This window comes from Bradyrhizobium sp. SZCCHNRI1009, from assembly GCF_032487575.1.
Taxonomy (GTDB): Bacteria; Pseudomonadota; Alphaproteobacteria; order Rhizobiales; family Xanthobacteraceae; genus Bradyrhizobium.
The window spans coordinates 15,829-38,342 of record NZ_JAUEUL010000022.1; the positions used below are offsets into that span (position 1 = coordinate 15,829).

The window sequence follows — 22,514 nt, forward strand, 5'->3', positions numbered from 1 at the left end:
ATGGCTGAAGCCAAGATCATCCTGCGTGATACGTCGGCCGCGAGCGCCGCGCCTGCAGATGTCGCGCGCAAGCTCGGCGTGCTCGAGCTGCTGTGGAACGACGGCTTCGTGCGCAAGACCCTGATCATTGTCCTGCTCGCCGCGATCTGGCAGGCCTATGGCAGCTATCTCGACAATCCCCTGCTGTTCCCGACCTTCTCCGACACCATCGCGGCGCTGTGGGAGAAGGTCCGCGACGGCACCATTCCGATGCGTGTCTGGACCTCGCTGAAGGTGCTGTTCATGGGCTATGCCGCCGGCATCGTTCTCGCGGCGATCCTGACTGTGCTCGCGATCTCGACCCGCATCGGCACCGATTTCCTCGAGACGATCACGGCGATGTTCAATCCCTTGCCGGCGATCGCGCTGTTGCCGCTGGCCCTGATCTGGTTCGGGCTCGGCAGCGGCAGTCTCGTGTTCGTGCTGATCCATTCGGTGCTGTGGCCGGTCGCGCTCAACACCCATTCGGGCTTCAAGAGCGTGTCGAACACGCTGCGCATGGTCGGCCGCAACTATGGCCTCACCGGCTTCTCCTACGTGATCCGCATCCTGATCCCGGCGGCGTTCGGGGCCATCCTCACCGGCCTGAAGATCGGCTGGGCCTTTGCCTGGCGCACCCTGATTGCCGCGGAGCTGGTCTTCGGTGTCTCCTCTGGCCAGGGCGGTCTCGGCTGGTTCATCTTCGAGAACCGCAACCTGCTCGAAATCCCGGCGGTGTTCGCCGGCCTCCTGACCGTGATCCTGATCGGTCTCGTGGTCGAGAACCTGATCTTCCGGACCATCGAGCGCAAGACCGTGCTGACCTGGGGCACCCAATCATGACCGACCGCAAGCAACCCGATCAGCTGCGCAGCGCGCGCTGGTTCGCGCCCGACGATCTCCGCTCCTTCGGCCATCGCTCGCGCGTGATGCAGATGGGCTACGCCCAGGAGGAATGGAAGGGCCGTCCGGTCATCGCCATCGTCAACACCTGGTCCGACGCGCAGCCCTGTCACATGCACTTCAAGAGCCGCGTCGACGACGTCAAGCGCGGCGTGCTGATGGCCGGCGGCTTCCCGATCGAGCTGCCGGCGCTGTCGCTGTCGGAGTCGCTGTTGAAGCCGACCACGATGCTCTATCGCAACATGCTGGCGATGGATGTCGAGGAGCTCTTGCGCAGCCATCCCGTCGATGGCGTGGTACTGATGGGCGGCTGCGACAAGACCACGCCGGCGTTGCTGCTCGGCGCCACCAGCATGAACCTGCCGGCGATCTATCTTCCCGCGGGGCCGATGCTGCGCGGCAATTGGAAAGGCAAGACGCTCGGCTCCGGCTCCGACGCCTGGAAATACTGGGACGAGCGCCGCGCCGGCAAGCTGTCGGACGCCGACTGGAATGCGATGGAGGCGGGTATCGCCCGCAGCCACGGCACCTGCATGACCATGGGCACGGCGTCGACCATGACTGCGATCGCGGAAGCGATCGGCATGACCCTCCCAGGCGCCTCGTCGATCCCCGCCGCCGATGCCGAGCACATCCGGATGAGCTCGGAATGCGGCCGCCGCATCGTCGAGATGGTGTGGGAGGACCTGACGCCGTCGAAGATCCAGACCAAGGCCGCGTTCGAGAACGCGATCGCGGTGGCGATGGCAATGGGTTGCTCGACCAACGCCATCATCCATGTGATCGCGCAGGCGCGCCGCGCGGGTGCAGACATTGGCCTCGATGATTTCGAGGCCGCGAGCCGCAAGGTGCCGGTGCTCGCCAATGTGCGGCCGAGCGGCGACACCTATCTGATGGAGGACTTCTACTACGCCGGCGGCTTGCCGGGGCTGATGAACCGGATGACGGAGCACCTCCATCTCGACTGCCTCACCGTCAACGGCCGTACGCTCGGTGACAACATCGCTGGTGCCGGCGTCTACAACGACGATGTCATCCGTTCGCAGTCCAACCCGATCTACCGCGAGGGCGCACTCGCCGTGCTCAAGGGCAATCTTGCGCCGGACGGCTGCGTCATCAAGCCTTCGGCTTGCGAGCCACGCTTCCTCAAGCATACCGGCCCGGCGCTGGTGTTCGACGACTATCCGTCGATGAAGAAGGCGATCGACGATCCCGATCTCGATGTTACCGCTGATCATGTGCTGATCCTGCGCAATGCCGGGCCGCAGGGCGGCCCGGGCATGCCGGAATGGGGCATGCTGCCGATCCCGACCAAGCTGGTGAAGCAGGGCGTCCGCGACATGGTGCGCCTGTCGGACGCTCGCATGAGCGGCACCAGCTACGGCGCCTGCATCCTGCACGTATCGCCAGAGTCCTATATCGGCGGTCCCCTGGCGCTGGTGCGCAACGGCGATCTCATCACGCTCGACGTCGCCGCCCGCACCATCAATCTCGACGTTCCCGAGGACGAGCTGGCCCGCCGCCGTGCCGAATGGCAGCCGCCCACGCCGCGCTTCGAGCGCGGCTATGGCTGGATGTTCGCCCGCCACATCAGGCAGGCCAATGATGGCTGCGACTTCGACTTCCTGGAAACCGGCTTCGGCGCGCCGGTGGGCGAGCCGGCTATTTATTAGTTAGCGATTGTCGTTCCTAGGCAGGCGAAGCCTGAGTCTGGAACTTCGAGATTGGGATTCGAGCTATCACCGCAACAAAGGCGCGCTCCCTCCCCCCTTGTGGAGGAGGGCTGGGGAGGGGGTAGCCCCAAGCGACACCATTGATGTGGACCCCCACCCCCAACCCCTCCCCGTAAGGGGGAGGGAGCGCAGCGAGCAAGACCAAGACATGACCAGACTCAGCACCGCCACCCGCAACAAGCTCAAGACCGTCTCGACCGCGACCGTCGCCACCGCGCTGTTCAAGCGCGGCCTGCGCATCCAGTGCATCCAGAACGTCCATCCGCTCAGCTCGGCGCAGCCGACCATGGTCGGCGAGGCCTTCACGCTGCGCTACATCCCGGCGCGCGAGGATCTCAACACGATCGAGGTGTTTCGCGACCGCGGCCATCCGCAGCGCAAGGCCGTCGAGGATTGTCCGCCCGGCGCCGTGCTGGTGATGGACAGCCGCAAGGACGCGCGCGCTGCTTCGGCCGGCGCGATCCTGGTCAGCCGGCTGCAGCAGCGCGGCGTCGCCGGCGTCGTCACCGACGGCGGCTTCCGTGATGCCGCCGACATCGCGAGACTCGGCATCCCCGCCTTCCACCAGCGCCCGAGCGCGCCGACCAATCTCACCTTGCATCATGCCATCGAGATCAATGGCCCGATCGCCTGCGGCGACGCCCCGGTGTTTCCCGGCGACGTCATCCTCGGCGATTCCGACGGCGTCATCGTCATCCCAGCCCATCTCGCCGACGAGATCGCGGACGAGACGTTCGAGATGACCGCGTTCGAGGATTTCGTTGCCGAGGAAGTTGCCAAGGGCCGCTCGATCCTCGGCCTCTATCCGGCAACCGACCCGCAGACGCCCGCCGACTTCGCGGCATGGCGCGCGAAGAACAACAGGTAGCCGCTCCAAATTCCGGTGTCGTCCCTGCGAACGCAGGGACGACACCGTTGTTGTGGCGCGAGCGTACCACAAAGCGCCGAAAATGCCCGCCCATCCAGCGAGAGCTGCAAGCCTGACATGCGGCTGAATCGCCACGTGCGCTGTTGACCGGGCGCTCCGCGCTGGTCACGGTGGCCGGCCCTCATAGCCGCTCCGTGCCCCATGCTCTCCATCGCCTCCCTCTGGATTCCCTTCACCCTGGTCGCCGCCGCCGGCCAGGTCGCGCGCAACGCGATGCAGCGGTCGCTGACGGCGAAGCTCGGCACCTGGGGTGCGACCAATATCCGCTTCCTGTTCGGCTTTCCGTTCTCGCTGGTGTTCCTGACCGTGGTGCTGCTGGCCACCGGCGACCATCTGCCATGGCCGCCTGCTGTGTTCTGGCCGTGGCTGCTGCTCGGCGCGCTCAGCCAGATCATCGCCACCGGGCTGATGCTGCTGGCGATGACCGATCGCTCGTTCGTCGTCACCACCGCCTATCTGAAGACCGAGGCGATCCAGACCGCGATCTTCGGCTTCATCTTCCTCGGTGATCCGCTCTCGCTGCCGAAGCTGGTCGCCATCCTGATCGCCACCATCGGCGTCGTTATCACCGCGCTGCGTCCCGGTGGCGAGAAGGGCTTCGCAGAGTTGAAGCCGACGGTGACCGGACTGGTCGCAGCCGCCGCGTTCGCCTTGTCGGCCGTCGGCTTCCGCGGTGCCATCATCACCGTCGACGGCGTCTCCTTCGTCACGGCGGCGTCCTACACGCTGGTCTGGGGCCTGTTCGTGCAGACGGCGCTCCTCACCGTCTATCTGCTGGCGCGCGCCCCCGGCATCCTGCGCGGGATCCTGTCGCTGTGGCGGCCGTCGATGATGGCCGGCTTCGTCGGCGCCTTCGCGTCGCAATTCTGGTTCCTGGCGTTTGCGCTGACCGCGGCCGCCAATGTCCGCACGCTGGCGCTGATCGAGGTGCTGTTCGCGCAAGGCGTGTCGTACTACTCGTTCAAGCAGCCGGTTTCGCTGCGCGAGATCGGCGGCATCGCGCTGATCGTCGCCGGGGTGGCGCTGCTGATCGCGGTGTAGTCAACCCTTGAGCGCGATCAGCACGGCACCGGCCGCGATCAGCGCGATGCCGATCCAGCCCTGGGGACTCGGTCGCTCGCCGAGAAACACGGCCCCGAACAAGGCGACCAGCACGACGCTGAGCTTGTCGATCGGCGCGACCAGCGTCGCCGGCCCGAGCTTCAGGGCGCGGAAATAGCACAGCCACGAGGCGCCGGTGCCGAGCGCCGACAGCGTCAGGAAGAGCCAGCTCTTCATCGAGATCGGGCCGGGGCTCGTCAGCTGGCCGGTCGTGAACAGGATCAGCGCCAGCGTCACCAGCACGATCGCGGTGCGGATCAGCGTGGCGAGATCGGAGTTGAGACCCTCGACGCCAACCTTGGCGAAGATGGCGGTGAGGGCCGCGAACAGAGCCGAGAGGAGGGCCCAGAGCTGCCAGGAGGAGGAGAGGGGGAACATCTCATCTCTCGGAGGAAGGTCGCAGTTGAGGTCGAGACATTTCAACCGTCATTGCTTCGCGGCGCTCGCAATGCCGGAAAGATTGCCGAGATCGTGCGCGCATCACTGCCGGCTGCCGCCGAGTGACGAGCCCCGCCCGTCAATTCCGATCGTCCGGCAGCACCGGGATCGGCGCGACCTCGATGCCTTCCTCGATCAGCTCGCGGGCCTCGTCGAGCGAAGCCTCGCCATAGATCGGCCGGTGCTCGGTCTCGCCGTAATGCATCTTGCGCGCCTCCGTCGGGAAACGCTCGCCGACATCGTCGGCGTTCTTGACGATGTGGTCGCGCAGCTCCTTGAGCTTGGCGCGCAGCTCGCGCTCCTGCGCCATCATCAGCGACGTCGATCCGGGCGGAATGACCTCCTGGGCGGGCGTCGGTACCGGAGCAGGCGCGGCAGGCACGGGCGCCGCGTCGCGGCCCTTCTTGCTGACGATGCGCGGCGCCATGATCGCCTTCTCGATCTTGGTCGAGCCGCAGGCCGGGCATTCCACCAGCTTGCGCTTCACCTGCGAATCGTAGGCCGAGGAACTCTGGAACCAGCTTTCGAACGTGTGGTCACGCTCGCAGCGCAGCGCGTAGCGAATCATGCCGAGCCCCGCACCAGGTGCAGATAGTCCGGACCCGCGTTGGGGTCGGCGATGCCGAACCGGCGGCCGTGCTGCAGCGAAGGAATGGTCTGGCGCACGCTCTCGACCCGCGCGGGATCGATCCGCGCCATGATGACGCCGGGCTCGACGCCGCCCTCCGCGAGGATCTCGCCCCAGGGATCGATGATCAGCGAATGCCCGAAGGTCTCGCGCTTGTTCTCGTGCACGCCGCATTGGGCGGCGGCGAACACGAAGCAGCCGGTCTCGATGGCCCGGGCGCGCAGCAGCGTGTGCCAGTGCGCCTCGCCGGTCTTGCGGGTGAACGCTGAGGGCACGCTGATGAACGAGGCGCCGCTCTCGGCCAGCGCGCGATACAGCGCCGGGAAGCGCACGTCGTAGCAGATCGTCAGCCCCAGACGGCCCCAGGGCAGATCCGAGATCACGGCCGTCTCGCCCGGCTGATAATTGGCGGACTCGCGATAGCTCTCGCCGCCCGGCAGGTCGATGTCGAACATGTGGATCTTGTCGTAGCTCGCCAGCACGTTGCCGTCGGGCCCGATCAGGAACGAGCGGTTCACGGCCTTGTCTGCCGAGAAACGCAGCGCCAGCGATCCGATGTGCAGATGGATGCCCAGCTCCTTCGCGAGCGCCTGATAGGCCTTGAGAGAGGGATCGTCCGCCTCGCTCTTGAGCTGCTCGAACAGCGCCGTCCGGTTGAGCTGCATCATGTTGCTCACTTCCGGCGTCTGGACGTACTCCGCGCCCTGCGCCACCGCTTCCCGGATCAGCCTTGTGCCCTGCTCGAGGCTCGGCTCGGGCAGGAGCGAGGTGCGCATCTGCACCATGGCGGCGGTAAAGCTGCGGTCGTTGCTCATGATGTCGCCTTGTCTCCCGCCAGCATGGCGTCGAGCCTGCCCTCGCGATCGAGCGCATAGAGATCGTCGCAGCCGCCGACATGGGTCTGGCCGATGAAGATCTGCGGAAAGGTCGAGCCCGGGCCGACACGATCATACATCTTCTGCCGAACCGTCGGATCCTTGCCCGCGTCGTGTTCGGTAAAGGCAACGTTCTTGCGGGTCAGGAGCGATTTGGCGGCCGTGCAGTAGCCGCACCCCGGACGGGTATAGATTTCGATCGCAGCGGTCATGTCGCGCTCAGCTGTTTCGGAACGACAGATTATATGGGGGCGCGGGGGGCATCGACAACCCGGGCGAAGACCAGCACGCTGACCTCGGCCGCCTTGGCGCGCAGCAGAGCGCGGGCGCAGGCATCCACCGTCGCGCCGGTGGTCAGCACGTCGTCGACGATCACGATGCGGCGCCCCTGCACCTCATGCAGGCGGTCTGAAGATACCTGGAATGCGCCCTGCACATTGCTGGCGCGCTGGGCGCGCGACAAGCCGACCTGCTGCTCGGTGGCGCGGACACGGCGCAGCGTATCGCCGCTCATTCGGACGCGGCTACAGCGGGCGACCACCCGGGCAAGGGCGCCGGACTGGTTATAGCGGCGGGAAAAGCCGCGCCGCCAATGCAGGGGCACGGGGACCACGAGGTCGGCTTCGGCCAGCAGCTCACGGCCGGCGCGGGCCATCCAGCGTCCCATGATCGGCGCCAGATCGGTGCGATCCTGATATTTCAGCTGATGCACCAGGGTGCGTGCGACCTCGTCATAGCGCACCGCCGCGCGGGCGCGGGCGTAAGCCGGCGGCGCCGCGATCGCTTCCATCGACAGCAGCTCGGGGCCGGGATCGTAGACGAAGGGGATGCCGAGCTTCGGGCAATACGGCCGCTCGATGAACGATAATTTGCCCCAGCAGGCGGCGCACACGCCCTCGCCGTCGACCGGCGCGCGGCAGGCGATGCACAGTGTGGGGAGCGCGACGTCGAGTGCGAGCTTCGCGACATGCGCGAGACCGCCGTGCAGCGCGCCTACGGCTGCACGAAGTCGTCCGACGCTGATTGGAGCAAACGTCACGCCCATGTGTTGAGGCTAGCGTCGCAACCCGCGCCGCTCAAGCGGCGCATTGCCCGGCCACCAGGATCGGCGTAACCAGCCCCGATGACCCAGCCCGCGACAGCTCCCATTCTGTTCGACCGTCCCCTGCTTGCGCAGCGGCAGCGGCGGGCTGCGGGCGCGCCCGAGACGTTCCTGCTGGAGCGCGTCGCCGAGGACATCGCGGACCGCCTCGCCGCGGTGAACCGGTCGTTCGATGCGGCCGCCGATATCTGGACGCCCGGCGCCGGTTTGGCGCCACATCTCACAGGCGGTGTTGCGCAACTGGCCCATCTGGCGGCGCCCGCCACGGCGGATGAGACGCTGCCGCTGGCGCCGCAATCGCTCGATCTGGCGCTGTCGGCGCTGGCGTTCCAATTCGTCAATGACCTGCCCGGCCTGCTGGTGCAGGTTCGCCGGGCCTTGCGCCCAGATGGTCTGCTGCTTGCGGCGATGATCGGCGGCGATACGCTGACCGAGCTCCGGCAATCCTTCGCGGCCGCCGAGGCCGAATGCGAGGGCGGTGTGTCGCCGCGTGTCGTCCCGTTCGCCGATCTGCGCGATGTCGGCGGGCTGTTGCAGCGTGCCGGCTTCGCGCTGCCGGTCACCGACGTCGACCGGGTCGTGGTGCGCTATGCCAGTGCGTTCGGCCTGATGCAGGATCTCCGCCGCATGGGCGCGACCAACAGTCTGGTCGAGCGCCGCCGCACGCCGCTGCGTCGTGCGACCTTGCTGCGAATGGCCGAAATCTATGCCGAGCGCTTCGCCGATCCCGACGGCCGCATCCGCGCCACTTTCGACATCATCTGGATCTCCGGCTGGGCGCCGCACGAAAGCCAGCAGAAGCCGCTGAAGCCGGGCTCGGCGACAGCGAGCCTGGAGGCCGCGGTGAAGCGGAGCCAGGGAGCCGGTGATCGCGAGTAAGCAGACTCGTCATCGCCGGGCTTGACCCGGCGATCCATCCTCTTCGAGAGTCTTCGGAAGAGGATGGATGCGCGGATCAAGTCCGCGCATGACGAGTGAGGTTGGGCGCCGTCCCAGCTACATCAATAAATCAATCAGATGCGGCAGCAGCGGAATGTCCGCGGGCGGCATCGGGTAGTCGCGCAGCTTGTTCGGCCGCACCCAGGCCAGCTGCTGGCCCTCGCGCGCGGTCACCAGGCCTTCCCAGCGCCGGCAGATGTAGAGCGGCATCAACAGATGGAACGTCTCATAGGCGTGGCTGGCAAAGGTCAGCGGCGCGAGGCAGGCCTCGCGCACGGTGATGCCGAGCTCCTCGTCGAGCTCGCGGATCAGGCTCGCTTCGGGGCGCTCACCCGGCTCGAGCTTGCCGCCGGGAAACTCCCAGAGTCCCGCGAGCGTCTTGCCGGGCGGCCGCTGCGCCAGCAGCACACGATTGTCGGTGTCGACGAGCGCGCAGGCGACCACGAGCGTGAGTTTCAGGTCGGGCATGATCCGATCGGTTGCGAGAGGGATGCGCCGGTCCGAGGACCAGCGCGCGTCTGTTGAGGGATTTTTAACCTAGGCCGTTTCGCGCCCCGTTTCCACGGTTGAAATAAGCCAACCTTAATGGCCGGCCGCGTATTTTCACGGGTGAACGCCGTGGCCTCCTCATGGTTTGTTAGGCATCATTCATGCGAATTTTATCCAGCCTGCTCGGCCGCTTGCGCGGCGACGTCAGCGGCAACGTCGCGGTGACGTTCGCGATCGTCTGCGTTCCGCTGATCACCGCGGTCGGCTGCGGCGTCGACTACAGCCGCGCCAACCAGATGCGCGCCAAGCTGCAGGCGGCGGTCGACGCTGCCTCGGTCGGCGCAGTGTCGCGGACCGCGCCGGCCTTCATCGCCGCGGGCACGATGACCTCCGACGGCGTGATTGCCGCCGGCAACGACGACGCGGCGAAGATCTTCAACGGCAACATGTCCGGCACATCAGGCTACACGCTGACCAGCCTGACCCCGGACGTGAAGAAGGCCGGCTCGGTGCTGACCGCCACCGTGTCGTTCTCGGCCACCGTGCCGATGATGTTCATGAACATCGTCGGGTTCAAGACCATGACCCTGCAGGGCTCGTCGACGGCCAAGGCCTCGATGCCGCGATACATCGATTTTTATCTGCTGCTCGACAATTCGCCGTCGATGGGCGTGGCGGCGACGCCGGCGGACGTGACCAAGATGGTCAATGCGACCTCCGACAAATGCGCCTTCGCCTGCCACGACTACAACGACGCCAACAACTACTATAATCTCGCCAAGACGCTCAACGTCACCACCCGGATCGACGTGCTGCGCAACGCCACCCAGCAGCTGATGGATACGGCGCAGCAGACGCAGACCTATACGAACCAGTTCCGCATGGCGATCTACGATTTCGGCGCGGCGTCGAAGACGATCGGATTGCGGGCGCTGTTTTCGCTGTCGTCGAGCCTGTCCAGCGCCAAGAGCGCCGCGGGCAACATCGACCTGATGGGCGTCTACGGCAACAATGACGCCTACACCGCCGACAAGGATACGCCGTTCACCGCGGTATTCCCGGCCATCAACAACGAGATCGCCACGCCCGGCGACGGCACCACCGGCTCGCCGCTGAAATACCTGTTCTTCGTCTCCGACGGCGTCGCGGACGAAAGCAACGCGTCCTGCCTGAAGCCCAAGGCCAGCGGCAATCGCTGCCAGTCGCCGATCAATCCGGCGCTCTGCACCACGCTCAAGAACCGCGGCATCAAGATCGCGGTGCTCTACACGACCTATCTGCAGCTGCCGACCAACAGCTGGTACATGAGCTGGATCGATCCCTTCAACAAGGGACCGTTCGGTCCGTCGCCGAACAGCGAGATCGCGCAGAAGATGCAGGCCTGCGCCTCGGACGGATTCTATTTCGAGGTGTCGCCGACGCAGGGCATCGCGGAGGCGATGAAGGCGCTGTTCCAGAAGGCGGTCGCCGACGCGCGGATCGCGAGCTGATCGGCCTTGTCCCGGAAGCGCGCCGGCCCGGCGCGCTTCTCCATTGCGGTCGGTTGCGGAATCAGGACCGGTAGTCGCCGTTGATCGCGACATACTCCTTGGTCAGGTCGCAGGTCAGCACGCGGTCGCGGCCCTTGCCGAGGCCGAGCGCGACCTTGATCTGCACCTTCTGCGCCTTCATGGCCTCGGAGACTTCCGCCTCGTCATAGGACGGATCGCGCGCGCCCTTCGATGCGACGCGGATGCCGTTGAACGAGATCGTGAGCTTGTCGCGGTCGGCCGGCTCGCCGGCCTTGCCGACCGCCATCACGACGCGGCCCCAATTGGCGTCCTCGCCGGCGATCGCGGTCTTCACCAGCGGCGAGTTGGCGATCGACATGGCGATCTTGCGCGCCGACGGCTTGCTCTTGGCGCCCTCGACGATGATCTCGACCAGCTTGCGGGCGCCCTCGCCGTCGCGCGCGACCTGCTCGGCGAGGTCGGCCAGCACGGCGTTGAACGCCTTGACGAACGCCTTGGCGCGCGGGTCGCTGGCGCGGCTGATCTTCGGCGCGCCCTTCGCCGCGGCGGCGCCGGTGGCGAAGGCGAGCAAGGTGTCGGAGGTCGAGGTATCGCCGTCGATCGTCACCGCGTTGAAGGTGTCCTCGACGCCCGCCTTGAGCAGCGCCTGCAGTGCAGGGGCCGTGATCGGCGCATCGGTGAAGATGAACGACAGCATTGTCGCCATGTCTGGCGCGATCATGCCGGCGCCCTTGGCCATGCCGTTGATCGTCACCCTGGCCTTGCCGAGCTTCACGGTGGCGGTCGCCACCTTCGGGAAGGTGTCGGTGGTCATGATGGCGCGCGCCGCGCCCATCCAGTCCTCAGGCGCCGCGGTGCCGGCCAACCCTTCGAGCACGCCGTCGAATTTGGTCGCATCCAGCGGCTCGCCGATCACGCCGGTCGAGGCCAGGAAGATCTCGTCCTGCTTGCAGCCGACCGCCTTGGCGGCGATTGCCGCCGTCAGCGCCGTCGACTGCTTGCCGGTCTTGCCGGTGAAGGCGTTGGCGTTGCCGGAGTTGACCACCAGCGCGCGCGCCTTGCCGCCCTTCAGCTTGGCGCGGCACCATTCGACCGGAGCGGACGGGCATTTCGACAGCGTGAACACGCCCGCCACCGTGGTGCCGGGATCGAGCAGCGCCAGCAGCACGTCGGTGCGGTTCTTGTAGCGGATGCCGGCCGCCGCAGTCGCGAGCTTGACGCCGGCGAGCGCCGGCATGTCGGGGACATCGGTGGGGGCGAGCGGGGAGACGGCTGAGGACATCGGAGAGGCTTCCGGCAGGGATGAGCGGGAAGCGCTCTGTATCATCTCAGTCGGCGTTGTGGGAGTAGATGCGCTCCCAATACTCCGCTGTCATCCCCGCGAACGCGGGGATCCATAACCACAGGGCGTTGTTGTAAGGCTCGGTACTGGCCACGTGCCTGTTCCACAGATCACGCGGTAGGGGTCCCGGCGTTCGCCGGGACGACACCTTTTGTGACGCGACGGTGACGGCTCTCTTTTGAGATGGCGCCGTCGCGTCTCAAGCCAAGCGACGATGCCGCTTACTTCTTCGCAGGCTCGGCCGGCTTTGCATCTGCCGGCTTCGCGTCCGCCGGCTTGGCGGCGTCGGCGGCCGGCTTGTCCAGACGCTCGATCTTGGCGGCCTCGCGCAGCTTGCCGACGTAGTCGGCCTGCGCCTTGCGGGTGACGTAGGTCTCGATCTGGCCCTTGACCTGGTCGAACTCCGGCGGCTTGCGGCTGCGCTTTTCCTCGACCTTGATGACGTGCCAGCCGAACTGGGTCTTCACCGGATCGGAGATCTTGCCCGGCTCCAGCGAGAAGGCGACGTTGGCGAATTCCGGCACCATCTGCTCCTTGGTGAAGAAGCCGAGGTCGCCGCCGTCCGAGGCGCCGGGATCCTTGGACTTCTTCTTGGCGAGCTCGGCGAAATCGGCACCCTTGGCGAGCTCGGCCTTGACGGCCTTGGCCTCGTCCTCGGTCTCCACCAGAATGTGGCGGGCGTGGACCTCCTGTTCGCCGCCGATCTGCTTGGCGGCTTCCTCATAGACCTTCTTCATCGCGTCCGGCGTGGTCGCGGCCTTGCCCTCGGTGGCGAGCAGGCTGTCCATCAGCAGCCGGTTGCGGGTGAAGGCGAGGCGCTTCTTGAACTCCTCGGTGTCGGCGACCTTCTTGTCCTCGGCCGCCTTGGCGACCAGCTTCATGTCGATCAGGAACGACAGCACGTTCTCGTCCTTGGTCGCCGGATCCATCTGCGCGAGGCTCTGTCCGAGCTCCTCCTCGGCGAGCGTCACGTCGCTCTTGCGGATCTCGGCGCCGTTCACCTTGGCCAGCACCGGGTTGGCATCGTCGGCGGCGCGTGCGGGCGCGGCAAGCAGGGACAACGCGAGACTTCCGGCGAGAGCGGTGGCAAGGCCGAGGCGCAGGCCGGTTTTCGTAACCGGGAACGACGTGGTCATGGAAAATCCTTGTTGAGAAGAGGGGGCTCGAGGGGGAGGCCTCAGGGCGGCCGGGACACTCGCCCAATCGCCGGGCCTTGGCAACGCGAAAAGTCTGTCAATTTCGTGAAATCGGCGACATGTTGGCGGCGACGGCCCGCCGTCGGGCGCCGTTGACAACGTTCCCCCCCAGCCATATCTCTCCCCGGTCGCTTCAAGGGCGATAGCGCTTATTTTGCTGCGTTTTTGGCCGTTGAACCCTGGTTTGCCTGTCTCCCACTCATCTGGCGGACGCCGCCCGGCGCCGAAGGTCGAGGCTGGCGCGGGTGCTGCGGTGCATCACGTCGGGAACAGCAAACCCAAACCACGAGTTACGGCTGCTACGCAGACCCCATAGAGGCAGGATTTCAGCAATGATCGGCGCGCTCGCCCGCAAGCTATTCGGCTCCGCCAACGACCGTCGCGTCAAGGGCTACCAGTCCCGTGTCAACGCCATCAACGCGCTGGAGCCGGAGCTCGCCAAGCTGACCGACGAGCAGCTCAAGGCGCGCACCGAGGAGTTCAAGACGCAGATCGCCGACGGCAAGACCCTCGACGATATCCTGGTCCCGGCCTTCGCCACCGTCCGCGAGGCCTCCAAGCGCACCCTCGGCCAGCGCCATTTCGACGTCCAGCTGATCGGCGGCATGGTGCTGCACGAGGGCGACATCGCCGAGATGAAGACCGGCGAAGGCAAGACGCTGGTGGCGACACTGGCCGTCTACCTCAACGCGCTGGCCGGCAAGGGCGTCCACGTCGTGACGGTGAACGACTACCTCGCCCGCCGCGACGCCGGCTGGATGAGCCAGATCTACGGCTTCCTCGGCCTGACCACCGGCGTCATCGTGCACGGCCTCGACGATGCCGAGCGCAAGGCGGCCTATGCCTGCGACATCACCTACGGCACCAACAACGAATACGGCTTCGACTACCTGCGCGACAACATGAAGTACCGGCTGGAGGACATGGTCCAGCGCGGGCACTTCTTCGCCATCGTCGACGAGGTCGACTCGATCCTGATCGACGAGGCGCGCACGCCGCTGATCATCTCCGGCCCGCTCGACGATCGCTCGGAGTTCTACAACACCATCGACACCTTCGTGCCGAAGCTCGACAAGACCGACTACGAGGTCGACGAGAAGCAGCGCACGGTGACGCTCACCGAAGCCGGCATGGAGAAGATCGAGACCCTGCTGCGTGACGCCGGCCAGCTCAAGGGCGACTCGCTCTACGACGTCGAGAACGTCTCCGTCGTCCATCACATCAACCAGGCGCTGCGCGCACACACGCTGTTCACCCGCGACAAGGACTACATCGTCCGCGACGGCGAGGTCGTGATCATCGACGAATTCACCGGCCGCATGATGCCGGGCCGGCGCTATTCGGAGGGCCTGCACCAGGCGCTCGAGGCCAAGGAGCACCAGCCGGTACAGCCCGAGAACCAGACGCTGGCCTCGATCACCTTCCAGAACTACTTCCGCATGTACGCCAAGCTCGCCGGCATGACCGGCACGGCCGCCACCGAGGCCGACGAGCTGTTCGACATCTACAAGCTCGAGGTGCTGGAGATCCCGACCAACCTGCCGGTCGCGCGTCTCGACGAGGATGACGAGGTCTATCGCACCCAGCAGGAGAAATACGCCGCGATCCTCGCCGAGATCGAGCGCGCGAATTCGCGCCTGCAGCCGGTGCTGGTCGGCACCGCCTCGATCGAGAAGTCCGAGGTGCTGGCCGCCTATCTCAAGCAGCACGGCTACAAGCAGATCGATTTCGGCAGCGAGCGCGCGCTCGACAAGCTCTATGCGGCGGCCCGCGCCGGCAAGCCGGCCAAGCTGTTCGCAGTGCTGAACGCGCGCTTCCACGAGCAGGAAGCCTATATCGTGGCGGAAGCCGGCGTGCCCGGCGCGATCACGATCGCGACCAACATGGCCGGCCGCGGCACCGACATCAAGCTCGGTGGCTCCTTGGAGATGCGCATCCAGCAGGAGACCGGTGGCATTACTGATGAGGCCGAGAAGGCCGCCAAGATCGAGCAGATCAAGGCCGACATCGCCCGCTTCCGCGAGATCGTGTTGAAGGCCGAGGAGACGGTCGAGATCGAGCCGGCCAAGGGCTCGAAGCCTGCCAAGACCGTGACCAAGCCGGGCGGCCTCTACATCATCGGTTCCGAGCGGCACGAATCCCGCCGCATCGACAACCAGTTGCGCGGCCGTTCAGGCCGCCAGGGCGACCCCGGCCGCTCCAAGTTCTTCCTGTCGCTGGAAGACGATTTGATGCGGATCTTCGGGTCCGACCGGCTCGACAGCATGCTGACCCGGCTCGGCCTGAAGGAAGGCGAAGCCATCATCCATCCCTGGATCAACAAGGCGCTGGAGAAGGCGCAGCAGAAGGTCGAGGCGCGCAACTTCGACATCCGCAAGAACCTCCTGAAGTTCGACAACGTCCAGAACGACCAGCGCAAGGTGATCTTCGACCAGCGCGTCGAGCTGATGCAGGACGAGAGCGTCGTCGAAACGATCACCGACATGCGCCATGCCTTCATCGACGATCTCGTCAGCAAGCACGTGCCCGAGCATGCCTATGCAGAGCAGTGGGACGTGGCCGGCCTGAAGGAGGAGCTGACGCGCGTGCTCGACCTCGACCTGCCGGTCGACGAATGGGCGAAGGAAGAGGGCATCGCCGACGAGGAGCTGCTCAAGCGCATCGAGACCCACGCCGACGAGCGCATGGCCGCCAAGGTTGCGCAATGGGGCCCCGACGTGATGCGCTACGTCGAGAAGACGATCCTCTTGCAGACGCTGGACCATCTCTGGCGCGAGCACCTGGTGATGCTCGATCATCTGCGCCAGGTCATCGGCTTGCGCGGCTACGGCCAGCGCGATCCGTTGCAGGAGTACAAGTCGGAAGCCTTCACGCTGTTCGAGGCCATGATCGCGCATCTGCGCGAGGCCGTCACCGCGCAGCTGATGCGGGTCGAGATCGTGCCGCCGGAGGAGCAGCAGCAGGTGCTGCCGCCGATGCAGGCGCACCACGCGGATCCCAACACCGGCGAGGACGAGATGGCCTTCGCCAACGTGTCGCTCGTGCCGTCGTCAGGTGCAGCCCCGGTCCCGGCCGAAGCGCGCAACCCGAACGACCCCGCCACCTGGGGCAAGATCGGCCGCAACGAGGATTGCCCGTGCGGCTCGGGCAAGAAGTACAAGCACTGCCACGGAAAGTACGCGTAGGCGCGGGTCTGCGCGCGGCAGTCTCTCCATTGTCGTTGCGAGCGAAGCGAAGCAATCCAGAGTCCCGTCCGCGACTCTGGATTGCTTCGCAGCGCTCGCAATGACGCTGTCGATCGAGCTGTGCGCCGAACCCACCGCCGTCATCCCGGCGAACGCCGGGATCCATAACCGCAGGCCGGCGTGCTTGGGCACACTGCTTGCTCCAGCATGCCGCCTCACACCTGCTGGCAGCATGGGACTGAGATCAGCGCACGGCGACGCGCGCGTGATGCTGTGCTTACGAGCGGCCGTGCTGCGTCCAGCCCGACGTCCACTTTCGGATGCGCGCGGCGGAGCGTTGCAGGTTGCCGGCCTTGAGCTCGCCGGAGCAGACGGCGGCGGTCAGCGCGCGATTGATCTCGCGGCCGACGTCGGAGGTCTGATCCGCGTCGCTCAATTTGGTGAACATGATGATATCCGCGCCCGCCTTGACCGCGTCGATGGCGGCGGCGGCCGGCGGCTTGGCATCGAGGATGGCTTTCATGGCGAGATCGTCCGTCATCACCACGCCGTCGTAGCCGAGGTCGCGGCGCAGCAGGCGATCGATCGCATGTCCGTCGCTCTGGGTGGCAACGCCGCCCCATCGCCGGGAATTCGCCAGATGTCCGACCATGATCGCCCCGGCGAGCCCTCGCCTCATCAGCCGCCGGTACGGCTTCAACTCTGCCGGTGACCAGGTGGTTGTGACGTCGGCAATGCCGGCGTGGCTGTCGGCGGTCGATGATCCATGCCCGGGAAAATGCTTGAGCACCGTCAGGATGCCTTTTTTTCGGTGCGCCTGGATGAACGCCGCCGCATAGCGCACGACGGCGTCGGAGTCGGCGCCATAGCTGCGTTGCCGCTGCCCGATGACCGGGTTCGACGGGTTGGTGTTGAGGTCCACCACCGGCGCGAGATTTATGTTGATGTGCAGCGTCGCGAGCTTCTCGGCGAGCGCGGTGTAAGCGCTTCGCGCCGCCGTGATGGAGCCGCGAGCGACCTCTGCGGCCGACGGTGTTTCCGCAAGGCCGACATTCGATCCGAGCCGCTCGACCGTACCTCCTTCATCGTCGATGGCGATGAACGGAGGAGACGCGCATTTGCATGATCGGATCCGGTCGATCATCGCGGTGAGATCGTCCGATGTTCCGACGTTGCGGCCGAGGATGACGACGCCGCCGATCAGCCCCTCCTCGAGATCGGACAGGACTTGCTGAAATCCCGGATCCGATGTCTTGGTCCCGAAGAAACCGGCCATGATCATCGGGCCGACCAGTTGCGCGGTTGCCGGTCTCTTGCTGCAGTCGGCAGCAAGGCCGGTCTGACCCGTCAGCGTCAGGAATGCGGCCGCCAGGGACCGTCGACCAAATCGTCGGAGCATGGCGATCCCCGCTTGGCGGCTGTTTCGGCGACTCAGGTTCACCGGTTCAGATCACGTCGCTGACCGCAGGACTCAGATCGTCGCCAGACCGCCGACCCTTGCCCCTTCCGCAATCGTCCGCGGCGCCGCGTTCAGCTGCTCGATCGCAAAGCCGGCCGCCTTCTTGTAGCCGGCCATGAACGCGTCGCGTTCGGCCGGCGGGATCACGTCATCGATATCGGTGAACGTCCCGCCACAACGCTCGTCCACCAGATTGAGCAGGCCGAACGGTCCGGCGCCGCGGTTGCGCAGGATGACCTGCGAAATCGGGCCGCACAGTTTCTCGTCATAGGCCGCGAGCGCGGCGGGCGTCACGCCATGCAGCAGCAGGCAGGCGCCGAGCACGCGCGCGTCCACGATCGCCTGGCTCGCGCCATTGGAGCCGGTCGGATACATCGCATGCGCGGCGTCGCCCATCAGCGCCACGGGGCCGTCGACCCAGGTCGAGACCGGATCGCGGTCGATCATCGGGTTCTCATAGGCGCCATCGGCGCCGGCGATCAGCGCGGGCACGTCGAGCCAGTCATAGGTCCAGCCGGCGAAATGATGCGCGAACTCAGCTACCGGCACCTGCCGGAACCAGCCGGTCTGCTTCCAGCCCTCGGTGTTGTCCATCGTCACTTCCGCGATCCAGTTGATCAGCGCCAGTCCGGTCTTCGGATCGGGATGCGAGATCGGATAGACCACGACGCGATGGCGGTGAGTACCCAGCCCGACGAAGGACGAGCCGGTGCGCATCGGCTTCGCCCAGGTGACGCCACGCCACATTACCGCGCCGCCCCAATGGATCGGTGGCTGCGTGGGGTGCATCTGCGCGCGCACCGCCGAATGAATGCCGTCGGCGCCGATCAGGAGCCGCCCGTGCTGCTCTGAGCGCGACCCATCGGCATACTCGATGCGTGCGGTCACGGAGCCGTCCGCATGCTTCTCATAGCCGCTGACGCGGCTGCCGAGCCGTACGCAATCAGCGCCAGCCCGCTGCACCAGCCGGCTGTACAGCAACATGTGCAGCTTGCCGCGATGCACCGCATATTGCGGCCAGTTGTACCCGGCGAGCAGCCCGCGCGGCTCGGAGTAGATGTCGTTGCCGTTCAGCCCGACCAGCGCCCATTCTTGCGCGGGCACGCCGACCTGATCGAGATCGTCAGCGCCGATGCCCAGATCATACAGCTCGCGCACCGCGTTGGGCTGCAAATTGATGCCGACGCCGAGCGGCCGCATCTCGCGCACGCTCTCATAGACGATGCAGGGCACGCCGATCTGCTGCAGGGTCAGCGCCGTCGCCAGGCCGCCGATGCCGCCGCCGGCGATGATGACAGGAAGATCGGTCATGGGCATGGTCCTGGGCATGGTCCGTCGCGCGTGAACTCGGGAAACAAGGTTCGAAGAACGGCCAAGGGGACGCGGGCGCGGCACTGCAGCGCGCGCGGATCGCCTCCCCTCGATCCACGGCCGGCATTGTCTGCCGGTCTGAAGGGAAAAGGCCTAGTTCAGAAGGCCGGCGGAGACAAGGGGAATGGGCAATCCGCGCCGCCGTGGTAGGCTGGTGCCATGCGACACTCATTTTTTTTCTGCCTTTGGGCGGCTCTCCTGCTGGCCGGCGTCGCGAGCCCGGCGCTGGCCTTCGATATCGAGGCTCACCGCGGCGGGCGCGGCCTTTTTCCGGAGAACACGCTGCAGGCCTTTGCAGCATCACTGCTCTGGCGTGTCGATACGCTCGAGCTCGACGTCGGCGTCACCCGCGACGGCGTCCTCGTGGTGTCGCACGAGCGGCGGCTCCATCCCGACCTCGCGCGTGACGCGGCCGGCAACTACGTCGCGCCGCCCGGACCGCTCTTGATCGAGTTGCCGTTGGCCGATGTGCAGTCCTACGATGTCAGTCAGATCCGTCCCGGCAGCGACTACGCCAAGCAGTTTCCGGAGCAGCAGGCCCCGTCCGGCACGAATCCTTCGGTACGGCGAATTCCGACGTTGAAGGAGGTCATCGACCTCGTGCGGCGAGCAGGCAACGAGCATGTGCGTCTCAACATCGAGACCAAGCTCGATCCTGCTTTTCCTGCGGAGGCGCCGGACCCGCAGCGGTTCGTGACTTTGCTGCTCGATCTGATCGATGCAGAGCAGTTCTCGGGCCGGGTCATGATCCAGTCGTTCGACTGGCGCACCCTGCAGCTGGTGCAGCAGCGCGCGCCCGCCATTCCAACCGTGTATCTGACGATACAGCACGGCAAGGCGCCGAACGTGTCGCTGACCCAGGCGACGCGCTGGACCGCAGGCTTTGACCCCGCCGATCACGGCGGCTCGCTGCCGCGGACGATTCACGCGGCGGGTGGCAAGGTGTGGTCGCCCTACTTCGCCGACATCACGCCGGAGCTGATCGGCGAAGCGCATGCGCTTGGGCTGAGCGTCGTGGTGTGGACCGTTAACAAGCCCGAGGACATGGCGCGGCTCATCGATGGCGGTGTCGACGGCATCATTTCAGATCGTCCGGATCTGTTGCGTTCCGTCGCCATGCAAAAAGGTCTGGTGAAGCTGCGTGGTATGCTGCATCTGCACTCCTCCGAACCGAAGCCGCCAGCCAAGTGATCGTGGCCAACGACCTTGCAGGGGCATTCCGCGGCAAGTCCTCTTGGCAATCGCGGAGCGCTTTGCCGGGAGGACTCGAATCCGGAATCGTGAGCTGAGAACGCGAAGACCATCTCGTCATTCCGGATTCGGCGCGACTGCGGGCGGTCGGCGAGATTGAGCCGCTCAGCTCAACCCATCACCACCTCATGCCGGATCACGAACGGCGCCAGCAGCGTGTGCACCTCGTTCGCGATCGCCTCGCGGCTCTCCGCCGGCACGTTGCGCAAGGTCACCATCGCGATGCTGCCGTGGCTGCCATGCGGGCCGACCTTCACGCTGCAATCGACGCCGCGATCCGTGAGCTGCTTCAGTACGCCTGTGAACACCCGCGTCGCGGCGTCCCAGCGCAGCTGCGGCTTGAACACCTTGCCCACACCCGTGACCGGCATCGGATCGATCGGGATGATCTGCACCGGCACCGCGGCACGCTCCGGCGTGCGGGCGCGCACCCAGTCCTCCAGCTCGCCCGGCTGCACGCTCGCGCCCGGCTTGAGCTGGACATAGCCGATCGGCAGTTCACCCGCGTAAGCGTCGGGCTGGCCGACCACCGCGGCGAAGCCGACGGCGGGATGCTGGAACAGGATCTCCTCGATCGGCGCCGGATCGATGTTGTGGCCGCCGCGGATCACGAGATCCTTGGCGCGGCCGGTGATCCACAGGAAGCCGTCGGCATCGAGCCGGCCGAGATCGCCGGAGTTCACCCAATGTCCCTGGACGAAGGCGCCCTTGTTGTGGACGTCGTCGAGATAGCCGGAGAACACGCCGGGCCCGGCCATGATGACGACTCCGATCTCATCCGGTGCGCAATCGCGCTCGTAACGGCCATCGGCGTCGAGCTTGACGATCCGCACCTTGGCGTAAGGCAGGGGCAGGCCGACCGAGCCGAGCCGGATCGGCTGGTCCGGATAGGCCATGGTGTGCACGCTCGCGGTCTCGGTCATGCCGTAGACTTCGATCACCGGCAGCTTGAGCTTGTCCATGATCGCCTGTCCGACCGCGACCGGAATCGCCGAGCCGCCGCCTGCGGCGTAGCGCAGGCTGGAGATGTCGGCATCGCCCTGCGGCACCGCGAGCGTCGCCGCCAGCACGGTCGGCACGCTCGACAGCGTCTCCGGCTTGAAGCGCTCGACCAGGCCCCAGATGTTGCGCACCGCGTTCGGATTGCGCCAGCCGGCGCCAGAGAGCACGACGAGGCAGCCGCCCGCCGACAGCGTCTGCAGCGCCTGGGTCAGCGATCCCCCGACATGAAACAGCGGCATGCCGAACAGCAGCGTGCCGCCGGGCCTGGCCTTCAGGATCAGGTTGACGCCCCAGGCCTGATAGACCTGATTGCCATGGCTGTGGCGCACCAGCTTCGGCGTGCCGGTGGTGCCGCCGGTGTGGAAATAGGCGGCGGTGTCGCTCGCCTTGATCTGCCGGCCGCTGACCAGATGATCGCTCGGCTGCGGCCCGATCAAATCGTTGAAGGCATGAATGCCGTTGGCAGGATCACCGCCGCCGCCATGCACCTGCACGATCGCCTTGAGGTGCTTGAGGCTGCCGCGCACCTTCTCCACCTTCTGCCAGATGTCGGTGCCGGGCAGGGGACCGAGCGCCACCAGCACCTTGGTCTTGGCGGCATCGAGAATCTCGGCGATCTGGTGCGGCTCGAGCAGCGGATTGACCGGGTTGGCGATGCCGGCCGCCTCGGCGCCGAACAGCGTGACGAACGCGTCCGGCACCAGAGGCAGCATGAAGCTGACGACGTCGTCAGGGCCGACGCCGAGCGCATGAAACATGTTCGCGGCCTGCGTCACCCTGGCGACGAAGTCGCGATAGGAGATCACGACCGGCGTATCGGCGGGATCGGCATTCTGCAGAAACTGGATCGCCGGCGCGTCCGGATTGGCAGACGCGCCGCATTTCAGCGCCTCATAGGTGCTCCGCGCGGCGATGCGTTCATCATAAGGCGTCTGCTCGAAGGCGCGGATGTCAGCGGTGCTGGCGAATGTCGGATAGTCGCTGCCGATGGCGCGATCGAGCAGATGAATGCCCATGGCCTGTCCTCCCGGTGTCGTGTCCTC

19 protein-coding genes are annotated in these 22,514 nt (G+C 66.3%); 8 read left to right on the forward strand and 11 right to left on the reverse strand.

Annotated features, from left to right (window positions below; all coding sequences use genetic code 11):
* The 4 genes from QX010_RS26970 to QX010_RS26985 all read left to right on the forward strand — a co-directional run bounded on the left by QX010_RS26970 (position 1) and on the right by QX010_RS26985 (position 4,623).
* Positions 1-861 (forward strand): ABC transporter permease, encoded by an 861-nt coding sequence (locus QX010_RS26970; RefSeq protein WP_315800625.1) that lies wholly within the window; start codon positions 1-3, stop codon positions 859-861.
* Positions 858-2,594 carry an L-arabinonate dehydratase gene (araD, locus tag QX010_RS26975; protein ID WP_316182884.1) on the forward strand — a complete coding sequence of 579 codons (1,737 nt, stop codon included), beginning with the start codon at positions 858-860 and terminating at the stop codon, positions 2,592-2,594. Before QX010_RS26970 ends, araD begins: the two co-directional genes overlap by 4 nt.
* A gap of 208 nt (positions 2,595-2,802) precedes the next feature.
* Positions 2,803-3,522, forward strand: a complete 720-nt coding sequence (locus QX010_RS26980) for a ribonuclease activity regulator RraA (protein ID WP_316182885.1) — start codon at positions 2,803-2,805, stop codon at positions 3,520-3,522.
* Between the two features lie 201 nt (positions 3,523-3,723).
* Positions 3,724-4,623 (forward strand): EamA family transporter, encoded by a 900-nt coding sequence (locus QX010_RS26985; protein WP_315800622.1) that lies wholly within the window; start codon positions 3,724-3,726, stop codon positions 4,621-4,623.
* On the opposite strand, the gene QX010_RS26990 is transcribed toward QX010_RS26985, so the two are convergent.
* The 5 genes from QX010_RS26990 to QX010_RS27010 form a co-directional block, all read right to left on the reverse strand.
* Positions 4,624-5,061 (reverse strand): EamA family transporter, encoded by a 438-nt coding sequence (locus tag QX010_RS26990; protein WP_316182886.1) that lies wholly within the window; start codon positions 5,059-5,061, stop codon positions 4,624-4,626. It lies immediately after the preceding gene.
* A gap of 139 nt (positions 5,062-5,200) precedes the next feature.
* Positions 5,201-5,689 (reverse strand): DUF1178 family protein, encoded by a 489-nt coding sequence (locus QX010_RS26995; RefSeq protein ID WP_316182887.1) that lies wholly within the window; start codon positions 5,687-5,689, stop codon positions 5,201-5,203.
* Positions 5,686-6,564, reverse strand: coding sequence for a carbon-nitrogen hydrolase family protein (locus QX010_RS27000; RefSeq protein ID WP_316182888.1), 879 nt, complete (start codon positions 6,562-6,564; stop codon positions 5,686-5,688). The genes QX010_RS26995 and QX010_RS27000 overlap by 4 nt, the downstream gene beginning before the upstream one ends.
* Positions 6,561-6,836, reverse strand: coding sequence for a glutaredoxin 3 (gene grxC / locus QX010_RS27005; protein ID WP_316182889.1), 276 nt, complete (start codon positions 6,834-6,836; stop codon positions 6,561-6,563). The genes QX010_RS27000 and grxC overlap by 4 nt, the downstream gene beginning before the upstream one ends.
* Before the next feature lie 29 nt (positions 6,837-6,865).
* Positions 6,866-7,669: a ComF family protein gene (locus QX010_RS27010; protein WP_316182890.1), complete on the reverse strand. Its 804-nt coding sequence runs from the start codon at positions 7,667-7,669 to the stop codon at positions 6,866-6,868.
* A gap of 78 nt (positions 7,670-7,747) precedes the next feature.
* Between QX010_RS27010 and QX010_RS27015 the strand changes: the two genes are divergently transcribed.
* Complete coding sequence (locus QX010_RS27015; RefSeq protein WP_316182891.1) at positions 7,748-8,605, forward strand: methyltransferase domain-containing protein; 858 nt, start codon at positions 7,748-7,750, stop codon at positions 8,603-8,605.
* A 117-nt stretch (positions 8,606-8,722) separates the two neighbouring features.
* Here the strand turns inward: QX010_RS27015 and QX010_RS27020 are convergent, their stop codons facing one another.
* Positions 8,723-9,133 (reverse strand): (deoxy)nucleoside triphosphate pyrophosphohydrolase, encoded by a 411-nt coding sequence (locus tag QX010_RS27020; protein ID WP_316182892.1) that lies wholly within the window; start codon positions 9,131-9,133, stop codon positions 8,723-8,725.
* A gap of 182 nt (positions 9,134-9,315) precedes the next feature.
* On the opposite strand from QX010_RS27020, the gene QX010_RS27025 reads away from it, so the two are divergent.
* Complete coding sequence (locus tag QX010_RS27025) at positions 9,316-10,644, forward strand: TadE/TadG family type IV pilus assembly protein (protein ID WP_316182893.1); 1,329 nt, start codon at positions 9,316-9,318, stop codon at positions 10,642-10,644.
* Positions 10,645-10,705: 61 nt separating this feature from the next.
* On the opposite strand, the gene argJ is transcribed toward QX010_RS27025, so the two are convergent.
* Both argJ and QX010_RS27035 read right to left on the reverse strand, forming a co-directional pair.
* The gene (gene argJ, locus QX010_RS27030; RefSeq protein ID WP_316182894.1) at positions 10,706-11,947 is read right to left on the reverse strand and encodes a bifunctional glutamate N-acetyltransferase/amino-acid acetyltransferase ArgJ; all 1,242 of its coding nucleotides are present in this window, start codon (positions 11,945-11,947) and stop codon (positions 10,706-10,708) included.
* A 281-nt stretch (positions 11,948-12,228) separates the two neighbouring features.
* Complete coding sequence (locus QX010_RS27035) at positions 12,229-13,143, reverse strand: peptidylprolyl isomerase (RefSeq protein WP_316182895.1); 915 nt, start codon at positions 13,141-13,143, stop codon at positions 12,229-12,231.
* Positions 13,144-13,535: 392 nt separating this feature from the next.
* Between QX010_RS27035 and secA the strand changes: the two genes are divergently transcribed.
* Entirely contained in the window at positions 13,536-16,388 is a 2,853-nt protein-coding gene (gene secA / locus QX010_RS27040; protein ID WP_316182896.1) for a preprotein translocase subunit SecA, read from the forward strand.
* 277 nt (positions 16,389-16,665) lie between these two features.
* Here the strand turns inward: secA and QX010_RS27045 are convergent, their stop codons facing one another.
* Both QX010_RS27045 and QX010_RS27050 read right to left on the reverse strand, forming a co-directional pair.
* Positions 16,666-17,787, reverse strand: a complete 1,122-nt coding sequence (locus QX010_RS27045) for a glycoside hydrolase family 3 N-terminal domain-containing protein (RefSeq protein ID WP_316182897.1) — start codon at positions 17,785-17,787, stop codon at positions 16,666-16,668.
* Positions 17,788-17,859: 72 nt separating this feature from the next.
* Positions 17,860-19,158 carry a flavin-dependent oxidoreductase gene (locus QX010_RS27050; RefSeq protein ID WP_316182898.1) on the reverse strand — a complete coding sequence of 433 codons (1,299 nt, stop codon included), beginning with the start codon at positions 19,156-19,158 and terminating at the stop codon, positions 17,860-17,862.
* Between the two features lie 219 nt (positions 19,159-19,377).
* On the opposite strand from QX010_RS27050, the gene QX010_RS27055 reads away from it, so the two are divergent.
* Positions 19,378-20,409, forward strand: a complete 1,032-nt coding sequence (locus QX010_RS27055) for a glycerophosphodiester phosphodiesterase (protein ID WP_316182899.1) — start codon at positions 19,378-19,380, stop codon at positions 20,407-20,409.
* Positions 20,410-20,579: 170 nt separating this feature from the next.
* Here QX010_RS27055 and QX010_RS27060 read toward each other — a convergent pair whose 3' ends face one another.
* Positions 20,580-22,487, reverse strand: coding sequence for an acyl-CoA synthetase (locus QX010_RS27060; RefSeq protein WP_316182900.1), 1,908 nt, complete (start codon positions 22,485-22,487; stop codon positions 20,580-20,582).
* Positions 22,488-22,514 lie beyond the last annotated feature (27 nt).

Coding starts and splice junctions, on each gene's coding strand:
- QX010_RS26970 (WP_315800625.1), top strand. CDS start 1: ATGGCTGAAGCCAAGATCATCCTGCGTGATACGTCGGCCGCGAGCGCC.
- araD (WP_316182884.1), top strand. CDS start 858: ATGACCGACCGCAAGCAACCCGATCAGCTGCGCAGCGCGCGCTGGTTC.
- QX010_RS26980 (WP_316182885.1), top strand. CDS start 2,803: ATGACCAGACTCAGCACCGCCACCCGCAACAAGCTCAAGACCGTCTCG.
- QX010_RS26985 (WP_315800622.1), top strand. CDS start 3,724: ATGCTCTCCATCGCCTCCCTCTGGATTCCCTTCACCCTGGTCGCCGCC.
- QX010_RS26990 (WP_316182886.1), bottom strand. CDS start 5,061: ATGTTCCCCCTCTCCTCCTCCTGGCAGCTCTGGGCCCTCCTCTCGGCT.
- QX010_RS26995 (WP_316182887.1), bottom strand. CDS start 5,689: ATGATTCGCTACGCGCTGCGCTGCGAGCGTGACCACACGTTCGAAAGC.
- QX010_RS27000 (WP_316182888.1), bottom strand. CDS start 6,564: ATGAGCAACGACCGCAGCTTTACCGCCGCCATGGTGCAGATGCGCACC.
- grxC (WP_316182889.1), bottom strand. CDS start 6,836: ATGACCGCTGCGATCGAAATCTATACCCGTCCGGGGTGCGGCTACTGC.
- QX010_RS27010 (WP_316182890.1), bottom strand. CDS start 7,669: ATGGGCGTGACGTTTGCTCCAATCAGCGTCGGACGACTTCGTGCAGCC.
- QX010_RS27015 (WP_316182891.1), top strand. CDS start 7,748: ATGACCCAGCCCGCGACAGCTCCCATTCTGTTCGACCGTCCCCTGCTT.
- QX010_RS27020 (WP_316182892.1), bottom strand. CDS start 9,133: ATGCCCGACCTGAAACTCACGCTCGTGGTCGCCTGCGCGCTCGTCGAC.
- QX010_RS27025 (WP_316182893.1), top strand. CDS start 9,316: ATGCGAATTTTATCCAGCCTGCTCGGCCGCTTGCGCGGCGACGTCAGC.
- argJ (WP_316182894.1), bottom strand. CDS start 11,947: ATGTCCTCAGCCGTCTCCCCGCTCGCCCCCACCGATGTCCCCGACATG.
- QX010_RS27035 (WP_316182895.1), bottom strand. CDS start 13,143: ATGACCACGTCGTTCCCGGTTACGAAAACCGGCCTGCGCCTCGGCCTT.
- secA (WP_316182896.1), top strand. CDS start 13,536: ATGATCGGCGCGCTCGCCCGCAAGCTATTCGGCTCCGCCAACGACCGT.
- QX010_RS27045 (WP_316182897.1), bottom strand. CDS start 17,787: ATGCTCCGACGATTTGGTCGACGGTCCCTGGCGGCCGCATTCCTGACG.
- QX010_RS27050 (WP_316182898.1), bottom strand. CDS start 19,158: ATGACCGATCTTCCTGTCATCATCGCCGGCGGCGGCATCGGCGGCCTG.
- QX010_RS27055 (WP_316182899.1), top strand. CDS start 19,378: ATGCGACACTCATTTTTTTTCTGCCTTTGGGCGGCTCTCCTGCTGGCC.
- QX010_RS27060 (WP_316182900.1), bottom strand. CDS start 22,487: ATGGGCATTCATCTGCTCGATCGCGCCATCGGCAGCGACTATCCGACA.